General features: G+C 39.8%; 16 protein-coding genes. 8 read left to right on the top strand and 8 right to left on the bottom strand.

Going from position 1 to position 16,970, the window contains the following annotated elements; translation table 11 throughout:
- Positions 1-4: 4 nt before the first annotated feature.
- Positions 5-232, bottom strand: a complete 228-nt coding sequence (locus OFO07_RS05295; RefSeq protein ID WP_270859198.1) for a FeoA family protein — start codon at positions 230-232, stop codon at positions 5-7.
- A 19-nt stretch (positions 233-251) separates the two neighbouring features.
- Positions 252-1,346 (bottom strand): molecular chaperone DnaJ, encoded by a 1,095-nt coding sequence (dnaJ, locus tag OFO07_RS05290; protein WP_270871195.1) that lies wholly within the window; start codon positions 1,344-1,346, stop codon positions 252-254.
- Positions 1,347-1,461: 115 nt separating this feature from the next.
- On the opposite strand from dnaJ, the gene OFO07_RS05285 reads away from it, so the two are divergent.
- From OFO07_RS05285 to fldA, 8 genes are all read left to right on the top strand, one after another.
- The gene (locus tag OFO07_RS05285) at positions 1,462-2,133 is read left to right on the top strand and encodes a response regulator transcription factor (protein WP_270859200.1); all 672 of its coding nucleotides are present in this window, start codon (positions 1,462-1,464) and stop codon (positions 2,131-2,133) included.
- On the top strand, positions 2,130-3,374 hold the full coding sequence (locus tag OFO07_RS05280; protein ID WP_270859201.1) for an ArsS family sensor histidine kinase: 1,245 nt from the start codon (positions 2,130-2,132) through the stop codon (positions 3,372-3,374). The genes OFO07_RS05285 and OFO07_RS05280 overlap by 4 nt, the downstream gene beginning before the upstream one ends.
- The gene (recR, locus tag OFO07_RS05275) at positions 3,371-3,940 is read left to right on the top strand and encodes a recombination mediator RecR (protein WP_270859202.1); all 570 of its coding nucleotides are present in this window, start codon (positions 3,371-3,373) and stop codon (positions 3,938-3,940) included. The genes OFO07_RS05280 and recR overlap by 4 nt, the downstream gene beginning before the upstream one ends.
- A 17-nt stretch (positions 3,941-3,957) precedes the next feature.
- The gene (gene murC / locus OFO07_RS05270; RefSeq protein ID WP_270871194.1) at positions 3,958-5,265 is read left to right on the top strand and encodes a UDP-N-acetylmuramate--L-alanine ligase; all 1,308 of its coding nucleotides are present in this window, start codon (positions 3,958-3,960) and stop codon (positions 5,263-5,265) included.
- Positions 5,266-5,388: 123 nt separating this feature from the next.
- Positions 5,389-5,616, top strand: coding sequence for a hypothetical protein (locus tag OFO07_RS05265; RefSeq protein ID WP_270871193.1), 228 nt, complete (start codon positions 5,389-5,391; stop codon positions 5,614-5,616).
- Positions 5,613-7,823 carry an endonuclease MutS2 gene (locus OFO07_RS05260; protein ID WP_270871192.1) on the top strand — a complete coding sequence of 737 codons (2,211 nt, stop codon included), beginning with the start codon at positions 5,613-5,615 and terminating at the stop codon, positions 7,821-7,823. Before OFO07_RS05265 ends, OFO07_RS05260 begins: the two co-directional genes overlap by 4 nt.
- 121 nt (positions 7,824-7,944) lie before the next feature.
- The gene (locus OFO07_RS05255; protein WP_270871191.1) at positions 7,945-8,691 is read left to right on the top strand and encodes a hypothetical protein; all 747 of its coding nucleotides are present in this window, start codon (positions 7,945-7,947) and stop codon (positions 8,689-8,691) included.
- A 3-nt stretch (positions 8,692-8,694) separates the two neighbouring features.
- Positions 8,695-9,186, top strand: a complete 492-nt coding sequence (fldA, locus tag OFO07_RS05250) for a flavodoxin FldA (RefSeq protein WP_270866789.1) — start codon at positions 8,695-8,697, stop codon at positions 9,184-9,186.
- 140 nt (positions 9,187-9,326) lie between these two features.
- On the opposite strand, the gene OFO07_RS05245 is transcribed toward fldA, so the two are convergent.
- The 6 genes from OFO07_RS05245 to OFO07_RS05220 all read right to left on the bottom strand — a co-directional run.
- Complete coding sequence (locus tag OFO07_RS05245) at positions 9,327-9,854, bottom strand: hypothetical protein (protein ID WP_270871190.1); 528 nt, start codon at positions 9,852-9,854, stop codon at positions 9,327-9,329.
- A gap of 259 nt (positions 9,855-10,113) precedes the next feature.
- On the bottom strand, positions 10,114-12,981 hold the full coding sequence (locus tag OFO07_RS05240; protein WP_270871189.1) for an Eco57I restriction-modification methylase domain-containing protein: 2,868 nt from the start codon (positions 12,979-12,981) through the stop codon (positions 10,114-10,116).
- Between the two features lie 141 nt (positions 12,982-13,122).
- Positions 13,123-15,198: an elongation factor G gene (fusA, locus tag OFO07_RS05235; RefSeq protein WP_270859210.1), complete on the bottom strand. Its 2,076-nt coding sequence runs from the start codon at positions 15,196-15,198 to the stop codon at positions 13,123-13,125.
- Positions 15,199-15,208: 10 nt separating this feature from the next.
- A complete protein-coding gene (gene rpsG / locus OFO07_RS05230; protein ID WP_270859211.1) occupies positions 15,209-15,679 on the bottom strand; it encodes a 30S ribosomal protein S7 in 471 nt (156 codons plus the stop codon).
- A 74-nt stretch (positions 15,680-15,753) separates the two neighbouring features.
- The gene (rpsL, locus tag OFO07_RS05225) at positions 15,754-16,128 is read right to left on the bottom strand and encodes a 30S ribosomal protein S12 (protein ID WP_270859212.1); all 375 of its coding nucleotides are present in this window, start codon (positions 16,126-16,128) and stop codon (positions 15,754-15,756) included.
- A 652-nt stretch (positions 16,129-16,780) separates the two neighbouring features.
- A partial coding sequence (locus OFO07_RS05220) for a hypothetical protein (RefSeq protein ID WP_270871188.1) occupies positions 16,781-16,970 on the bottom strand: 190 nt, incomplete at its 5' end.

The following is a 16,970-nucleotide window of genomic DNA, read 5'->3' as shown; positions in this document are numbered from 1 at the left end:
AATTTTATAAATTTTCGACCTCTATCAATGACGCGTCGGCCTTGCGTAGCGAGAGCTCGTATCCTCTCACGCCTAGCTCCAAAGGATCGCCTAAGGGGGCTGCTTTTTTTAGCTTTATCTCAATGCCTTTTGTAATCCCCATATCCATAATCCGACGCCTGAGTGCGCCGTCTCCGTGGATTTTCACCACCTTGACACTTGCGCCGATTTTTACCTCGTTTAGCCTTTGCATAAATTCTCCATAAATTTCATTATTTAAAGAAATTTTTGATTTTGCTTAAAATTCCCTCGTCATTTTCGCCAAAGCTAGCTTGCAACTCGCGCAAAAGCTCGGTTTGTTTGTCATTTAGTTTTTTTGGAGTTTGGACGCTGATTTGCACGATTAAATCGCCTTTTTGCTTCGTTCTGATATTTGGCGCACCCTCGCCATGGATCACAAATCTATCCTTATCCTTGCTTCCGACTTTTAATTTTAACTCGGTCTTGCCCTCAGGGGTTGGCACTTCGATACTCTCGCCCAAAATCGCTTGGGTGAAAAACACAGGCACTTCGATATACAAATCATCGCCGTCGCGCTCGAAATGGCTATCAGCGCGCACTCTTACTAGCACATAAACATCGCCGACCTCGCCTGTTTTAGAGACATTTCCTTTGCCTCCTAGGCGGATTCTTTGCCCATCATCAATGCCAGCTGGTATGTCAAATTTGACGCTGATTTCCTCCTCGATATATGCCTTGCCACCGCAATCTTTGCATTTTTCTTTTATGCTTTCGCCACTTCCACCACACGCGCTACAAGTCTGAATAAAGCTCATATATCCGCGCCTTGCCATGATTCGCCCAGAACCACCGCATGTTTGGCAGGTGTGTTTTTTCTTGTCTTTTGAGCCGGTTGCGTCGCAGGTAGGGCATGGTTTTTTGATTTTGTATTTGACATCTTTATGCACGCCGCGTAGAGCTTCTTTAAATTCCAAAGTAACGGCTAGCTCCGTATCTATGCCGTATGGATCGACGCTTCGTTTGGCTCTGCTACCACCTCCGCCAAAAGCTTGCTCGAAAAAGTCGCTAAACATCGAACCAAACCCAAAGGCATCTCCTGCATTGCCGCCACCGCCAAATCCGCCAGATAAGCCCTCTTTGCCGTATCTATCATACATTTTGCGTTTTTCTTCATCGCCTAGGACTTGGTAAGCTTCGTTTATTTTCTTAAACTGCTCTTCGCTCTCTTTGTTGCCTTGGTTGCGGTCTGGGTGGTGCTGCAAGGCTAGTTTGCGAAATGCCTTTTTTATCGTTTCAGCGTCCGCGTCGCGCGCCACGCCTAAAATATCATAATAATCTTCTTCCATTATCTCTCCTAAACTAAAAAGGCTCAATTTTATCTAAATTTGCTAAAATGCAAGTTAAGATTTAACTATTTTACAATATAATGCAAAATTTCAAAATTTTTATAAAGGACGCGTCATGGTAAATGTGCTTATGATCGAAGACGATAGCGAATTTGCTACTTTGCTAAGTGAATATTTGGCTAAATTTAATATCAATGTTACAAATTTCGAAGACCCATATATCGGACTAAGTGCCGGAATCAAAAACTATGATTTGCTAATTTTGGATTTAACTCTTCCGGGCATGGACGGACTGGAAGTATGCAAAGAAATCCGCGAAAAATACGATATTCCAATCATCATTAGCTCGGCCAGATCTGATGTCAGCGACAAGGTCGTGGGGCTTCAAATCGGAGCAGATGATTATCTACCTAAACCTTACGATCCAAAGGAAATGCACGCACGAATTATGAGCCTAATTCGCCGCTATAAAAAAACAATCGAAAAAGAAGAAACCGTCGCTGATAGCGTATTTCGCATAGATGAAAAACGCCATGAAATTTACTTTGGCGAAGAGGCACTCGTGCTAACTCCGGCTGAATATGAAATTTTAGAATATCTCATCAAACAACACAGCTTTTCAGTTTCTCGCGAGCAGCTAGTATATCACTGCAAGAGCCTAAAAGACAAAGACTCAAAGAGCCTTGATGTCATCATCGGTCGCCTTCGCACAAAAATTGGCGATAATTCAAAATCACCAAAACATATTTTTTCAGTTCGCGGAATCGGATATAAGCTCATCGGATGAAGCACTCTTTAATCACGAAAATTACGATATTTTTCGTAACTGCGATAATTTTGGTTTGCGTGCTGTTTATTACATTTGGGCGAATTCAAATGAACAAAGCCCTAGGTAGCATGCAAGCAAACCAAATCAACGCCGTAAATTACCTACTAGAATCCTACAAACGAAACAACCCGCCACAAGATATCGAAAGCTATTTTTCAAATTTTGGCTTGGAGCTTGTCAAGGATAAAAATTTAGTCCAAAATGTCCTTATTTCGGGCAAAAAATACTTCGCGCAAGAAACCGCCATAGGCGAGATTAGCTCGATCGAGTATAACAACACTCTGTTTTTAAATATCAAAAACAACTCAATGGTAGTGGTTTTTGAGAGCATTGGCACCAAAAATTTAAACGATCCGCTCTGGGTGGGATTTTTGATTACTATTGTGGTTTTGTTTTCGCTGTATCTCTCGATTTTACGCAGTTTCGCGCCACTAAAAAAGCTTAGCAAAAACATAAAACAATTCTCACTTGGAAATTTGGAGATTGATTTAAAACAAATTCGCCGTGAGGACGAAATCGGCCAAGTAGCGCATGAATTTAACAACGCGATTATTAAAATTCAAGAGCTTATCCGCTCTCGACAGCTGTTTTTACGCACCATAATGCACGAGCTAAAAACCCCAATTGGCAAAGGCAGACTAATCACTGAAATGCTCGATGATGAGACGCAAAAGACGCGCCTTGTGGCTGTTTTTGAGAGGCTTGAAATTTTGATTAATGAATTTGCAAAAATCGAGCAACTACTATCGAAAAGCTACACGCTAAATTACCAAAAATACCATTTCAGCCTGATTTTAGAGCAGGTTCGCGATATGTCAATGCTAGATAAATGGGATAGCTTAGTTGCCGAAAATATCGAAGATGACGCCATTATCAATGTCGATTTTGGGCTTTTTGCCTTGGCGATTAAAAATTTAATCGACAATGGCCTAAAATATTCCAGCGATCACCATGTCAGCGTGATTTGCGACGAAAATAAAATCAGCGTAGCCAACCACGGAGCCGCGCTTGAAAAATCCTTCGAGCACTACAAACAAGCCTTTATTCGCAACAAAAACGAAAAGGCCACTGGCATGGGGCTTGGGCTGTATATCATAGATAAAATTTGCGAACTTCATAAATTTAGCTTTACTTATAATTATTCAGATAATACACATTATTTTTCTATAATTTTCAACAATCCAGGCAGTAAAAAATGAGTGCAAATGATAAATTTGAAGAGCTAGTTGCTAGCTTCGAAAAGCTCCCAGGCGTGGGCAAAAAGTCGGCTTTGCGTTTTGCGTATTATGTCAGCGTGCAAAACTCAACCCTCGGGCTAAATTTAGCTCACAATATCGAAGAAGCTGTGCGAGGACTGAAAAAATGCGAAATTTGCGGTGCGATTTGCGAGGACGAGATCTGCGAATACTGCGCCGATGAGGAGCGAGAGAGCGAGAAAATCGCCATTGTAGAGAGCCCGAAAGATATTTTTATCTTTGAGAGTAATAAAATTTTTAATGGCAAATATTTTGTTTTAGAAGACGCTAGCGAAGAAATCATCGACAAACTTCGCGCCATGATAATCCAAAATGGCGCAAATGAGCTGATTTTTGCGCTAACGCCTAGTATAAATTCAGATGGGATTATGCTCTATGTCGAGGATAAACTCTCTGATTTAAATTTGCGTTTTAGCAAGCTTGCCCAAGGCGTGCCAACTGGCGTAAGCTTGGATAATATCGATATGCTTTCGCTTATGAAGGCAATCAACGGGCGCACGAATATATAAATTTAAAAGGAAAAATAGTGAAAAAGGTTCATTTCATAGGCATTGGCGGTATCGGAATCAGCGCGCTGGCTAGATTTTTGCAGGAGCGAAACTACACGATTTCAGGCTCCGATATTTCAGAAAGCCCAACCACGATAAAACTACGCGAAAGCGGTATGGATATCAACACCCCGCACAGCGCAGAGGCGATAAAAGATCAAGAGGTCGTGGTGTATTCAGCCGCTATCAAAGAGGATAATGTCGAGCTAGTCGAGGCCAAAAAGCGCGGTATCAAATGCCTATCGCGCAAAGAAGCCTTGCCTTATGTGCTAAAAGACAAGCATGTATTTGCCGTGGCTGGGGCGCATGGCAAAAGCACCACGAGCGCGATTGCCTCATCGCTAATAAATGGCTCGGTTATCATCGGCGCGATTAGCAAGCAGTTTGGCTCAAATATGAAATACGAAAACAGCGAAAATATCATTTTCGAAGCCGACGAGAGCGATTCTAGCTTTCTTAACTCCAACCCTTATGTCGCCGTGGTAACCAACGCTGAGCCAGAGCACATGGATCATTACGACAACGATTTAGACAAATTTCACGCCGCATATCGCGGATTTTTGGAAAGGGCTAAAATTCGCGTTATCAACGCCGAGGACGAATTTTTAGGCTCGTTAAATTTAAGCGCGATCAAACTCTACCCTTCGCGCGATATCACGGATTTAAAAATGGTTTTACGCGATAATCAACCATATCTTAGCTTCAATCTCAAAGAGCTTGGCAGATTCGAGGTTTTTGGGATTGGCGAGCATATCGCGATCGACGCTTCGCTAGCGATTTTAGCCGCTGCGTGCGAGACAGGGCTAGAAAACATACGCCAAAATTTATTAAACTACAAAGGCATTAAAAAGCGTTTTGACATACTCTGCGCCAATCCAAATTTCGTCCTAATCGACGACTATGGTCATCACCCCACAGAAATCGCCGCTACACTAAAAAGCGCGAAAGAATACGCCGCCTTGCTAGGCATTAGCAAGATTACGGCGATTTTCCAGCCACATAGATACAGCAGGTTAAAGGCAAATTTAGCCGGGTTTAAAGAGTGCTTTGGCGAGGGTGTGGATTTGGTGATTTTGCCTGTGTATGCAGCCGGCGAGAACCCAAACGGCGTGGATTTAAAAGAAGAGTTTAAAGTCCTTAATCCGCTTTTTGCCGAGAGAGTATTTAGAAATGGCGAAAAGATCGAATTCAGCGATATTTTTGGCGTGCGCCATATCATAAATGACGGCCTAGTAATCGGCTTTGGCGCAGGTGATATCACATATCAGTTGCGTGGCGAATTTTAAGGAAAAGTTGTGCGATTTTTGATTTTTATTTTTGCTTTTTTATTCATAGTGGCGATTTTTTTCGTGGATAATAAAATTTTAAATGCAAAATTTAAAATTTTGCTTACTGCAATTATTTTATGCGTGGGAGGTAGCGCCTATTTTTACGAAAATTTTAGCGCAAATTTTGCTAAAAATTCCCAGCAAATCGCAAATGCCTTTAACGCTGGAAAAAGCGTAAAATGCCGTGGTGAGAGCGTGGAGAGCGCGCATTTTACCTACTCATTTTCGCTAAATTCCTTCATCGCCAAAAAAGACGCCCCACACCCATACAACGGCAAAATTTACGAGATTAAAGAGTGCGAATTATGAACATAGACGAGCTGTTTAAAAAACTCGATTTAAGCGAGTATTTGGCGAAATTTAACTCATATTTGGCGCGTGAAAAACCACTATTTTTGCACGGCGATAGCAAGATAAATTTCGAAAAAATAAATGAATTCGCTAAATTTGACATAAATCCTTGCGAAACTATCACAAATCTCGATGACGCGCTAATGCGCCTTGGCAAACACGCCGTGCTTCACATAAGCGAAATTTACGAATTTAGCAAGATTATCCGCTATTTTTTGTATCTAAAAAGACAAAACTTCGAAGGAAAACTGCGCGCGTATCTCGATAAAATCGAAATTCCAGATAGCATAAAAGCCATAAAAGACTATTTTGACGAAAACGGCGCCTTCAAAGACAGCGTCGATGAGCGTTTCATCGCGCTAAATGAGGCTTACAAAATCAAGCGCGAAGAGATTAATCAAACCCTAAAAAAGCTAATCTACACAAAATCCATTTCGCCCTACCTAGCCGACACGCAGATTCACTATATCAACGACAGCGAGACGCTTTTGGTGCGGGGCGGATTTAACCACGCGCTAAAAGGCGCAGTTTTGGGGCGCTCAGCCAATGGGTATTTTTATGTCGCACCTGATGCTGTAACCGCGCTCAAATCGGCTCAAAGTGCGATTTTGGATAAAAAAGAAGAAATCATTTTCGAGCATTGTAAAATAATTAGTTCAAATTTCAGCAAAAATTTGCCGTTTTTGAAATTTATAAACTCGGCTTTCGACGAAATCGACGGACTTATCGCAAGAGCGCAGATGATGAGAGCAAACGACTACGAAATCGTGCTAGCCGATAGTTCAAAAGATATAGTAATTAGCGAATTTGCCCACCCTGCGCTAAAAAATCCTAAAAAAATCAGCGTGGAATTTAGGGGCAAAATTTTGCTGATTACTGGCGTAAATGCCGGCGGAAAGTCAATGCTTTTAAAAAGCATAATGAGTGCGTGCTTGCTAGGCAAATACCTGCTTCCTATGCGAATTTGCGCCCAAAAAAGCAAGATTGGCTCGTTTAAGGAATTTGAGCTAATCATGGAAGATCCGCAAAATGCCAAAAACGATATCTCCACATTTGCTGGGCGTATGGTCGCATTTAGCAAACTTTTTGGGCGCAAGGATATGATTGTAGGCGTCGATGAAATCGAGCTTGGCACGGATTTTGAAGAAGCTGCTAGTCTGTATAGCACTATAATCGAGCAGTTAATGCAAAATGATATAAAAATGGTCATCACCACACACCACAAGCGCCTTGCTATGCTACTAGCCAAAGATGAGCGTGTCGAGCTCATCGCTGCGCTGTATGATGAGAAAAACAGCGTCCCAAAATACGAGTTTTTAAAGGGCATTATCGGCAAATCTTATGCCTTTGAAACTGCTCTAAGATACGGCATAGCGCAAAATTTGGTCTCGGCTGCTCGCCAAAATTACGGCGAAAATAAAGAAAATCTAAACGAAGCAATCTCAAAAGCGATAAATTTAGAGCTAGAATTAAAGCAAAAACTAATCGCCACCGAGCAAAAAGAGCGCAAACTCGACGCCCTAACTGCCACGCTAAAAGAGCAAAAAGAAAACGCGCAAAACGAGCTAGCCGCCACGATTTCTAGGCTAGAAAACGAGTATTACCACGCTATAAACGAGGCCAAACGCACGGTTAGGCTAAATGATACCAAAGAAAAGCAACGCGCTATAAACCACGCAAACGAGCTAGTTAAGGCGATTTCTAAACCGGAGCTAAGTGCCAGCGAGCCTGTGGATTTCAAGGTCGGCGATCGCGTAAAATACGGCAAAATCAAGGGCGAAATCGTAAGCCTAAACAAAACTATGGCGATGATTGAAAGCGACGGAATAAGGCTTCGTGTGCCACGCGATATGCTAAAACTAAGCGGAAATCAGCCAGCCCCAGCGCCAAATAAAATCAGCATAAAGGTCGAAAAACCGCGCGAAGCCTCGCTCGTGCTAGATTTGCACGGACTGCGCGCCGATGAGGCGATAACGCGCCTTGATAAATTCATCAGCCAAAGCCTTGTAATGGGCTTTGACGAAGTTATCGTAAAGCATGGAATCGGCACTGGCAAACTAGCCTACGCCGTAAAAGAGTTTCTCAAATCCCACCCTAGCGTGAAAGATTTCCGCGACGGAGCCCCGAACGAAGGGGGTTTTGGAAGCAAGGTCGTCAAACTCTAAAATTTGCGTGAAATTTCAAAATTTAGTGTGAAATTTTTACTTTTATGATATTTGGTATCAGTTAAATTTAATCTACAATCCACTATAATAATATCAAATATCAAAATACAAAAGGTTAGCGATGAAAAATTTCACACCAAATAACGAAATTTTCGGCTTTGCTGGAAACAAAGATTTCGTGCCAGATATTTTTAAAGAATTTTGCAAAGAGCAGGTTTGCCAAATTTTTTTGACGCTGTATAACGCAAATCTTGGTAGTGCTTATCAAATCCCGCATAAATTTAGCCGTAATTGCACCAAAATTCGCCAAATTTTTGATAAATTTATCAAATTTTCACTCGCCAAAAACAGCCTAAATTTCAAAAAAACAACCAAATTTTGCCTTACTTCAAATTTAATCATTTACTCATTTTTACAAGGCAAAAAAGCTCCACTTTGCGCGAGCTTGCCAAAACTCAAAGTCGCCAAAATCATCGCCCTACTCCAAAACAACGGCGAATTTGGCATTAATTTCGACGCTTCAAGCGGATTTAAAAATTTCGTGTTTGACAAAATTTCATATAAAAACAAAAACTGCCAAATCTCGCTAAATGGCGAGGTTATCATCATACAAAAGGGTGAATTTCGCCTTGGAATTTTGCCCTTTTTTAGGCGGGTTGGCGACGCAAACGGCGCAGGTATTCAAAGCGACATCGCCCTTGCAATCTCGCAAAATTCGCACCTAAATCTAGACACGCTATATCTAGTCTATCCTAGAAACGAGCATTTTCGCCGTCATATCGAGGTCAAATCCCACTCTTTCGCGCCGGATTTCACTCTCAAACTCGTCCCTTACAGTATAAATAATAAAATTTTTTTGAAAGGATAAAACATGGTAGGAATTATTTTTGGTAGCTCTATGGGCAACACAGAGGACGCCGCAAAGGCGATTTCAGCGCAACTTGGCATAGAAAACGAGGTCGTAAATGTCGCCGACATCGCCCCTAGCGAGCTTGGCAAATACAGCTCGCTCATCGTAGGAAGCTCGACTTGGAACGACGGCGAGTTGCAGGACGATTGGGCGAGCTTCGATTTTAGCGCTCTTGAAGTTACGGGCAAAACCGTGGCAATCTTTGGCATGGGCGATAGCGCTAGCTACTCGGACGCCTACTGCAACGCAATGGCGGAATTATACGAAAATTTCGTCGCAAAAGGCGCCGTAATCGTGGGTGCGGTGAGCACTGAGGGGTATGAGTTTGACGCTAGCAACGCTGTCAAAGACGGCAAATTCGTAGGCCTTGCCCTAGATAACGACAACCAAAGCGATTTAACGGATTCTAGAATTAGCGCGTGGGTGGAGCAAATAAAGCCGAATTTGGCGTAAATTTATCTGGTTTGGGGGATACTGCGCCGCGAAATTTTAGAATTTTGCGCGCCTTTTTAAATACTGCGCCGCGAAATTTAGTGGCGCAATTTTAATCAAAGTGGCGAAATCTCGCCACTTTTAGCCTTAAATTTTAAAATTTATTTTGTGTAAAATCCCAAAATTTCGCAAATGTAAATTCTATGAAAATCCTTGTTAGAATACCACATTTCAGGCTCTTGCGAGCTTATGAAATTCTCTTCTTTAAAATACGAAGTGTAGAGTTTTTTGCATTTTAGTATCAAATTCGCCTCTTTAAAACCGATTAAATCCCGCTCTAACAAAACCGAATTTAGACCGCAGTTCGCGGCCTTGTCCTCGTCTTTTCCGCTGATTTTGCCACAGTATGCCAGAGCCTTTTTGTGTCCAGGCTCAAAAAACGAAAGGCTCATAAGCTCGCCTTTTTCGCTAAATTTGAAGGTGTGGCGTTGCGGGCGGATGTAAATGTGCGCTACTGGCTTTTCCCAAAGATAGCCAAATCCTCCCCATGAGGCAGTCATTGTGTTATAAAGCGGATATTTTTCGCTAGTGCCGCTGCTAACTAGCATCCACTCTTTGCCCACGCTACTAAACGGCTTTAAAACGCTATCTAAGTCCGATATTTTGGCTTCGTTAAACTTAAAACTCATTGTTTTTCCTTTTGAAAAATTAGGCAAATTCTAGCGATTTTTTGTTTAAATTTGCAAATTCGCTTTAATCTGTCATTGCGAGAAGCGACAGCGACGAAGCAATCCAGAGAAATTTAAAAAAATTTTAATTCACAATAAAATTTGATAAATTTTAAATTCGCTCTAAATTTTACTGGATTGCCACGACGGCTACGCCGTCTCGCAATGACAATAGGGTTACTAAATTTTTTGGTGGGCAAGGATGCCCACCCTACGAAATTTAAGAGTTTTCGATTAAGGCGATTTCGTCGGCACTCAAATCATAAAGTGCAAAAACAAGCGAATTTAGTTCTTTTTCGCTCTCTAAAATTTGCGATTTTAAGGACAGCACTTGTGATTTGTATTCGCTAAAAAAGCCTTGATAGTAATTTTTAAATTTCACTTCGGCGAGTTTGTCCGTGAATTTTTCTTTTTTGGCTTTTGCGTATTCTTTGACAAATTCGTCGAATTCTAAATTTTCAAATTCGGCTAGTTTTTGCGGTATTTTTTCCAAATTTAGCTCACGCAAAAATTCGCTTTTTACACTTTGCAAATTTGAGTTTAATTCTATTAATTTATCGGCTAAATTTATAAAAGGTTGTTGGTCTGTGTCGCTCAAATTTGGAATAGGCAACTTTTTCAAATAAATCGGCTTTACATTTTTATCCGTATAATGCAACTTGTAATATAAATTCATAAGTTTTGAATTTATAATTGCTAGTAAAAATTTGAGTTTTAAATTTGACTTTTGCAAAAAATAACCTATTGAATCAATAGGCACAAAACCATTTGAAAAATATTGAGCTACCAACCAACTACTTGAAAAATTTAAACTATTTGTTCTAATTCTTTGAATTCCTATAAAATCTGATTTTAAAATTTCATCAATTTGATTTCTGCTTTTTTCATATTCATTGATTAAAAATTTTGGTTTTATTTTATAGATATATTTTCCGAAATCTTCACCGCCAATAATTTGCCTATTTGTTTTAGTTAAAGTAATATTTTTATCGTTCGGAGTAGGAGAAAAACCACGCTTAACTTCAAAAAAATTTTCTAAATTTTCATTTTTATTCATCTTTTCAAATATTTGTTTAAAATTTGGATTTATATAAATAAACCACTCATTTTCACCAAAATTTACTATATCTTGCCAAGAAATTTTAAATTGAAATATAGGCAAATTATATGGAAAATCTCTACTAATTTCTGTAAATTCTGTTTTAAAATCTTTTTGAAAAATTGTAACATCACACCAAACATCTGGTGCATCATCAAAAATTTTATAAGTATCTCTAATTCTTTTTATCGAACCATTATCAATAAAAAGTTTTCTTAATTTTTTTGCATTAATATTAGTAAGCCAACTATCAGGCGTAATATATCCCAAATATCCATTTTTCTTTAATAATTCAAAACCTTTATAAAAAAATAAAATATAGCTTTCGGTAGTTGTTTCATTTTCCATTTTGGCGTCTTTTGCGCCATACGGCGGATTTCCGATAACGCAGTCAAATTTGAAATCAAACGGAAAATTTAAAAGTGAATTTGCCGTTACGATATTGTTTGATAAATTTGTGAGTTTTCGTCCTTTCCTAGCGGTGCGAAGCCATAAAGAAAGCCTTGCAATCTCCACAGCGTCGGCGTTAATATCCACGCCGTAAAGGTTGTTTTCTAAAATTTGTGGTTCTATGTCGTATAACGGCAGGGCTTCGTTTTCGTAAATTTTGCGAAATTTATCTAGGTTTTTATGTTCGTTTAGTAAAAACTCCAACGCTCCGTTTAAAAACGCACCCGAGCCACACGCAGGGTCGATAACCTTTAAATTTAGTAAAAATTCTTTGTAAGCACGGATATTTTCTAGCGTTTGTTTTTCGTCCTTGCTAAGGCGTTTTGGGTTTTTTGGTATTGCGATTTCGTGTAAATTTAGCCTTGTTTTCTCGTTTTCGCAAATCTCGCCTAGTGTTTGGCTAACGATAAAATTCACAATGTATTCAGGCGTGTAGAAAATGCCGTCTTTCTTGCGTTTGCTATCTTTTTTGTCAAATTTATTGCCTACGATTTGCGAATTTAACTCTTCAAGGTCGCTTAGGCTTTGCTCAAAAATATGACCTAAAATATTTACGCTAATATCACTTGCAAAGTCATAAGATGAGAGTTTGGCGATATAGCTTTGTAAAATTTCATCGCTAAATTTTAGCGAATTTAGAGCTTCGTCGGTGGCGAAAAGTCCGCCGTTGTAGGCTAGAACGCCTAGTTTTTCATTGCCTTTATCGATAGCGTCAAAATAAATTTGCCAAATTTCATAAAGGCTAAATTTCGTCAATTTTTGATTTTGCCACTGTGAATTTATTTCGCTTACGAAATTTACTCGCAAAAGTCCGCAGTCTTCGGCAAATAAAACAAAAATAATGCGGTCGCAGAATTTCTGAACTAGGCTAAGAATTTGCTTTTTGTCTAAATTTTGATTGTTTGAAACGGCGTTTTCAAAGAGTTTTAGGCGAAATTCACTAAAATCGGCATAAAGTTTTTTAGAAATTTCGTTGTCCGAGCTTTCGCTCTTTTCTTTTAGCGTTTTTGGCAAATTCGCAATGATACTTTCATACGAAAAAATCAGATGAAAAAACTCAAACTCAGAGCGTGTCATCGAAAGTAGATTGAATTTTTCATAAGCAGTCTTTTTCTCGATATAAAAACGAATTTCATCGAAATTTGAGATGATGATATAGCTGTTTTTATCTTGTGAATTATGATAATCAAAGGCTTGATTTTCAATCTTATCAAGGCTATGCGTTTTTTGGTCTTTTAGCTCGATAACGCCGATAACTTCGCCGTTTTTATCTAAAATCGCTCCGTCGCATTTTTTGCTATTGTTTTTATTTTTCTTTTCTCGCTCTAAGTTGAAATTTTGCGGATTTGTCGTTTTTAGCGTGTAGCCCAAGCAGTTTTCAAAAATATCTTGCAAAAAAGCCGTTTGATACTCTTCTTCTTTTACGGATTTAATCAACTCTGCTTTTGCTTGAAATTTGAGTAAATTTTCGTAGCGTTCGTTTAGAGTTTTTTCATCTTGCTTTTGTTCTTTGATGATTTTTTCTTTGAAAAGTGGCATTTTGCGAATTTTTTCCTTTGTAATTTAAAATTAATGCGTGAATTTTAGCCAAATTTGGATTAAAAAAAGGAAATTAGAAATAAAAAAAGGGATTTGGCAAATTCGCCAAATCCCTGTGTGAAGTATCAAACGGGCTAAATTTTAGCCGTTGCGTTTTTTGATGATTTCTTCGCTTACATTTTTTGGAACTTCATCGTAGTGGTCAAATTCCATTGAGTAAGTAGCTCTTCCTTGTGTTTGAGAACGAAGGTCAGTTGAGTAACCAAACATCTCTGAAAGTGGGCAGAAAGCGTCGATGATTTTGTTTCCACCGCGTTCGCCCATGTTATTTACTTGGCCGCGGCGTTTGTTTAGATCGCCGATTACATCGCCCATATACTCTTCTGGGGTTTCTACTTCGACTTTCATCATAGGCTCTAAGATAACTGCGCCTGCTTTGCGTGCGCCCTCTTTAAAGCCCATTGAAGCAGCTAGTTTAAACGCCATTTCAGAGCTATCGACTTCGTGGTAGCTTCCGTCATATACAGTAACTTTGACATCTTCTACTGGATATCCAGCCAAAACACCGCTTTGCATAGCTTCTTGGCAGCCTTTATCCACAGCTGGGATATATTCTTTTGGAATCGCACCACCTTTGATATCATTGACAAACTCATATCCGCTACCTGGCTCTAATGGCTCTAAGCGCAAATATACATGGCCGTATTGACCGCGACCGCCTGATTGTTTAGCGTATTTGTATTCTTGCTCGACAGATTTGCGGATAGTCTCGCGGTAAGCAACTTGTGGTTGTCCAACCTCTGCATCGACTTTAAATTCGCGTAGCATACGATCGACAATGATTTCAAGGTGAAGCTCACCCATACCTGAGATGATAGTTTGACCGCTCTCTTCGTCAGTTGCTACGCGGAAGCTTGGATCTTCTTGTGCAAGTTTTTGAAGTGCGATACCCATTTTCTCTTGGTCTGCTTTTGTTTTTGGTTCAACTGCGACGCTGATAACTGGATCTGGGAATTCCATACGCTCTAAGATAACTTTGTCTTTTTCGCTAGCTAGTGTATCACCAGTAAGTGTATCTTTTAGGCCGACAATCGCGCCGATTTCGCCAGCGTAAAGCTCTTTGACTTCCTCGCGTTTGTTTGAGTGCATTCTAAGCAAACGACCGATACGCTCTTTTTTGTTTTTACCAGAGTTGATTACATAGCTTCCGCTCTCTAACATACCGCGGTAAATTCTAACGAAAGTTAGCTGGCCGACAAATGGGTCAGTCATAATCTTAAATCCAAGACCTGCAAATTCGCCGTCATCAGTAGATAGAACTTCTGCTTCGCTTCCGTCCTCATAAACGCCTTTGATAGCTGGAACTTCGTTCGGAGCTGGTAGATACCACACAACAGCGTCAAGTAGTGGTTGAACGCCTTTGTTTTTGAAAGCTGTTCCGCACATCATAGGGAAAAATGCTAGGCTTAGGCAGCCTTTTTTGATACCAGCTTTAATCTCTGCTTCGCTTAGCTCTTCACCTGCGAAATATTTTTCCATTAAAGCTTCATCAGTCTCAGCAACTGCTTCGATCATTTTGTCGCGATATTCTTGTGCTTTTTCTTTTAATTCAGCTGGAATTTCGCCTACTTCTGGTGCGCTTGGGCCTTTTGCATCGTCCCAAGTAAGGGCTTTCATAGTGATTAGATCAACTACGCCTTTGAAGTTGTCTTCTGCGCCGATTGGAATTTGAATCGGAACTGGTGTAGCTTTTAATCTATCGCGGACTTGTTGCTCGACATTGAAGAAATTTGCGCCTACGCGGTCCATTTTATTTACGAAAATAATTCTTGGGACTTGATATTTGTTCGCTTGTCTCCAAACGGTCTCACTTTGTGGTTGCACGCCACCGACTGAACAAAATACAGAAACAGCGCCGTCTAAAACACGCATAGAGCGTTCAACTTCGATAGTAAAATCAACGTGGCCTGGGGTGTCGATTAGGTTGATTTGGTGATCATTCCAAAAGCAAGTTGTCGCAGCAGAAGTGATAGTAATACCTCTTTCTCTCTCTTGCTCCATCCAGTCCATAGTAGCAGCACCCTCATGCACCTCGCCGATTTTGTGGCTCATACCTGTGAAAAATAGAATTCTTTCGCTTGTTGTCGTTTTACCGGCGTCGATGTGAGCAGCGATACCGATATTTCTAACACGATTAAGTGGAGTTTTTCTTGCCATGATTTACTCCTTACCAGCGATAGTGAGCAAATGCTTTATTAGCTTCTGCCATTTTGTAAGTGTCTTCTTTTTTCTTAAATGAAGAACCTTTTGAATTCGCTGCATCAAGTAGCTCATAAGCTAAACGCTCGATCATAGTTCTTTCGCTTCTTTTTCTAGCAAAAGTGATGATCCAGCGGATTGCCAAAGCTTGTTGGCGAGCTGGGCGAACTTCGATTGGAACTTGGTATGTAGCACCACCCACGCGGCGAGATTTAACTTCCATAAGCGGTTTTACATTTTCGATAGCGTCGTTGAAAACATCTATACCTTTGGCTTCGCCGCCTTTTTTGTCGATCAAATCAAGCGCACCATACATAATCTCAGTCGCAACGCTTTTTTTGCCGTCATACATAAGTGAATTAATAAATTTAGTGATTACTTTGTTGCCATAAATTGGGTCAGGCATAACTTCCCTTACGGGAGCTTTTCTTCTTCTCATTTTATTATTCCTTCAAATTTGAAAATTTTACTCAAATTTAACCAAAACTAAGGGTTAAATCTGTCTTAGCTAAACTATTTTTTAGGGCGTTTAGCACCGTATTTAGATCTAGAAACTGTTCTTTTTGCGACACCTGCGGTATCAAGCGCACCACGAACAATGTGATATTTAACACCCGGTAAGTCTTTTACACGACCGCCGCGAACTAGAACAATGCTGTGTTCTTGTAGGTTATGACCTTCACCGCCGATATAGCTGATGACTTCAAAACCGCTTGTTAGCCTTACTTTGGCAACTTTTCTCAAAGCTGAGTTTGGTTTTTTAGGAGTTGTTGTATAAACTCTGGTGCAAACTCCGCGTCTTTGAGGACACTCTTTTAGCGCAGGTGATTTTGACTTTACAGTCACTTTTTTGCGCTCTTTTCTGACCAATTGATTTATGGTTGGCACAGTAAATTCCTTTCATCAAAAAATTTATTAAATAAAAAAGAGATTGATTCTACTAAAAATTTGCTTAAAGGTGGTTGAAAATAAGGGAATTTATGTTAAAGCTCTTAATTTAAAATTCTAGCGGCAAAAAAAACTAAAAATTTTATTCTTATATAAAATTTATAAAATTCTCTAAATTCCGCAAAAATACTGACCTTAAATTTTAAACTCGTAGTTTGCTTAGTCGCTAACGCTCCTCGCAATGACAAATCAAAGTAAATTTTCGTTTTTCTCGATTGTGCTGACAATGGCGAGGGTAAATTTCGCATAATCTGTCATTGCAAGCTTTCGCAGAAAGCGAAGCAATCTACGAGCGACAATTACAAAAATCTGAATTTCGTGTCATTGCGAGCGTAGCGAAGCAATCCAGGGAAATTTAGATAAATTTTGATTAATTTTAAATTCTCTATAAATTTTACTGGATTGCTTCGCTCGTTACACTCGCTCGCAATGACAGCGAATTTAGCGTAATGACAATGGTTAGCGTATCGGGGCAGTATTTGAAATGCGATAAAATTTGCGAATTTTAAAATTTCAAGCTACGGGCTAAATTTAACCCATAGCGTAAATTTGGAAATTTAAGAATTTCGTGGAATTTATGAATTCTAAATTCTTATTCACTCACAGCTTTTTTGATTTTTTTGGCTTCGTCTGCTGTATCTTTTGCTTTTTTGGCTTTTTTAGCTGTGTCGGTGCTCGCAGCCTTGTCTTTTAGATTTACGACCTCTTTTTTGACCTTTTTATCGGCTTTTTTTGTGGCTTTTTCTTTTTCTTTTTTCGCGGCAGATTTTAGATCGCTAGTG

This window comes from Campylobacter sp. JMF_06 NA1 (assembly GCF_027737785.1).
Lineage (GTDB): Bacteria > Campylobacterota > Campylobacteria > Campylobacterales > Campylobacteraceae > Campylobacter_B.
This window is presented reverse-complemented; position numbering and strand designations above follow the sequence as displayed.

Bases quoted from the DNA above. Each gene is read 5' to 3' on its own strand.
- OFO07_RS05295 (WP_270859198.1), bottom strand. From the start codon at position 232: ATGCAAAGGCTAAACGAGGTAAAAATCGGCGCAAGTGTCAAGGTGGTG.
- dnaJ (WP_270871195.1), bottom strand. From the start codon at position 1,346: ATGGAAGAAGATTATTATGATATTTTAGGCGTGGCGCGCGACGCGGAC.
- OFO07_RS05285 (WP_270859200.1), top strand. From the start codon at position 1,462: ATGGTAAATGTGCTTATGATCGAAGACGATAGCGAATTTGCTACTTTG.
- OFO07_RS05280 (WP_270859201.1), top strand. From the start codon at position 2,130: ATGAAGCACTCTTTAATCACGAAAATTACGATATTTTTCGTAACTGCG.
- recR (WP_270859202.1), top strand. From the start codon at position 3,371: ATGAGTGCAAATGATAAATTTGAAGAGCTAGTTGCTAGCTTCGAAAAG.
- OFO07_RS05260 (WP_270871192.1), top strand. From the start codon at position 5,613: ATGAACATAGACGAGCTGTTTAAAAAACTCGATTTAAGCGAGTATTTG.
- OFO07_RS05255 (WP_270871191.1), top strand. From the start codon at position 7,945: ATGAAAAATTTCACACCAAATAACGAAATTTTCGGCTTTGCTGGAAAC.
- fldA (WP_270866789.1), top strand. From the start codon at position 8,695: ATGGTAGGAATTATTTTTGGTAGCTCTATGGGCAACACAGAGGACGCC.
- OFO07_RS05245 (WP_270871190.1), bottom strand. From the start codon at position 9,854: ATGAGTTTTAAGTTTAACGAAGCCAAAATATCGGACTTAGATAGCGTT.
- OFO07_RS05240 (WP_270871189.1), bottom strand. From the start codon at position 12,981: ATGCCACTTTTCAAAGAAAAAATCATCAAAGAACAAAAGCAAGATGAA.
- fusA (WP_270859210.1), bottom strand. From the start codon at position 15,198: ATGGCAAGAAAAACTCCACTTAATCGTGTTAGAAATATCGGTATCGCT.
- rpsG (WP_270859211.1), bottom strand. From the start codon at position 15,679: ATGAGAAGAAGAAAAGCTCCCGTAAGGGAAGTTATGCCTGACCCAATT.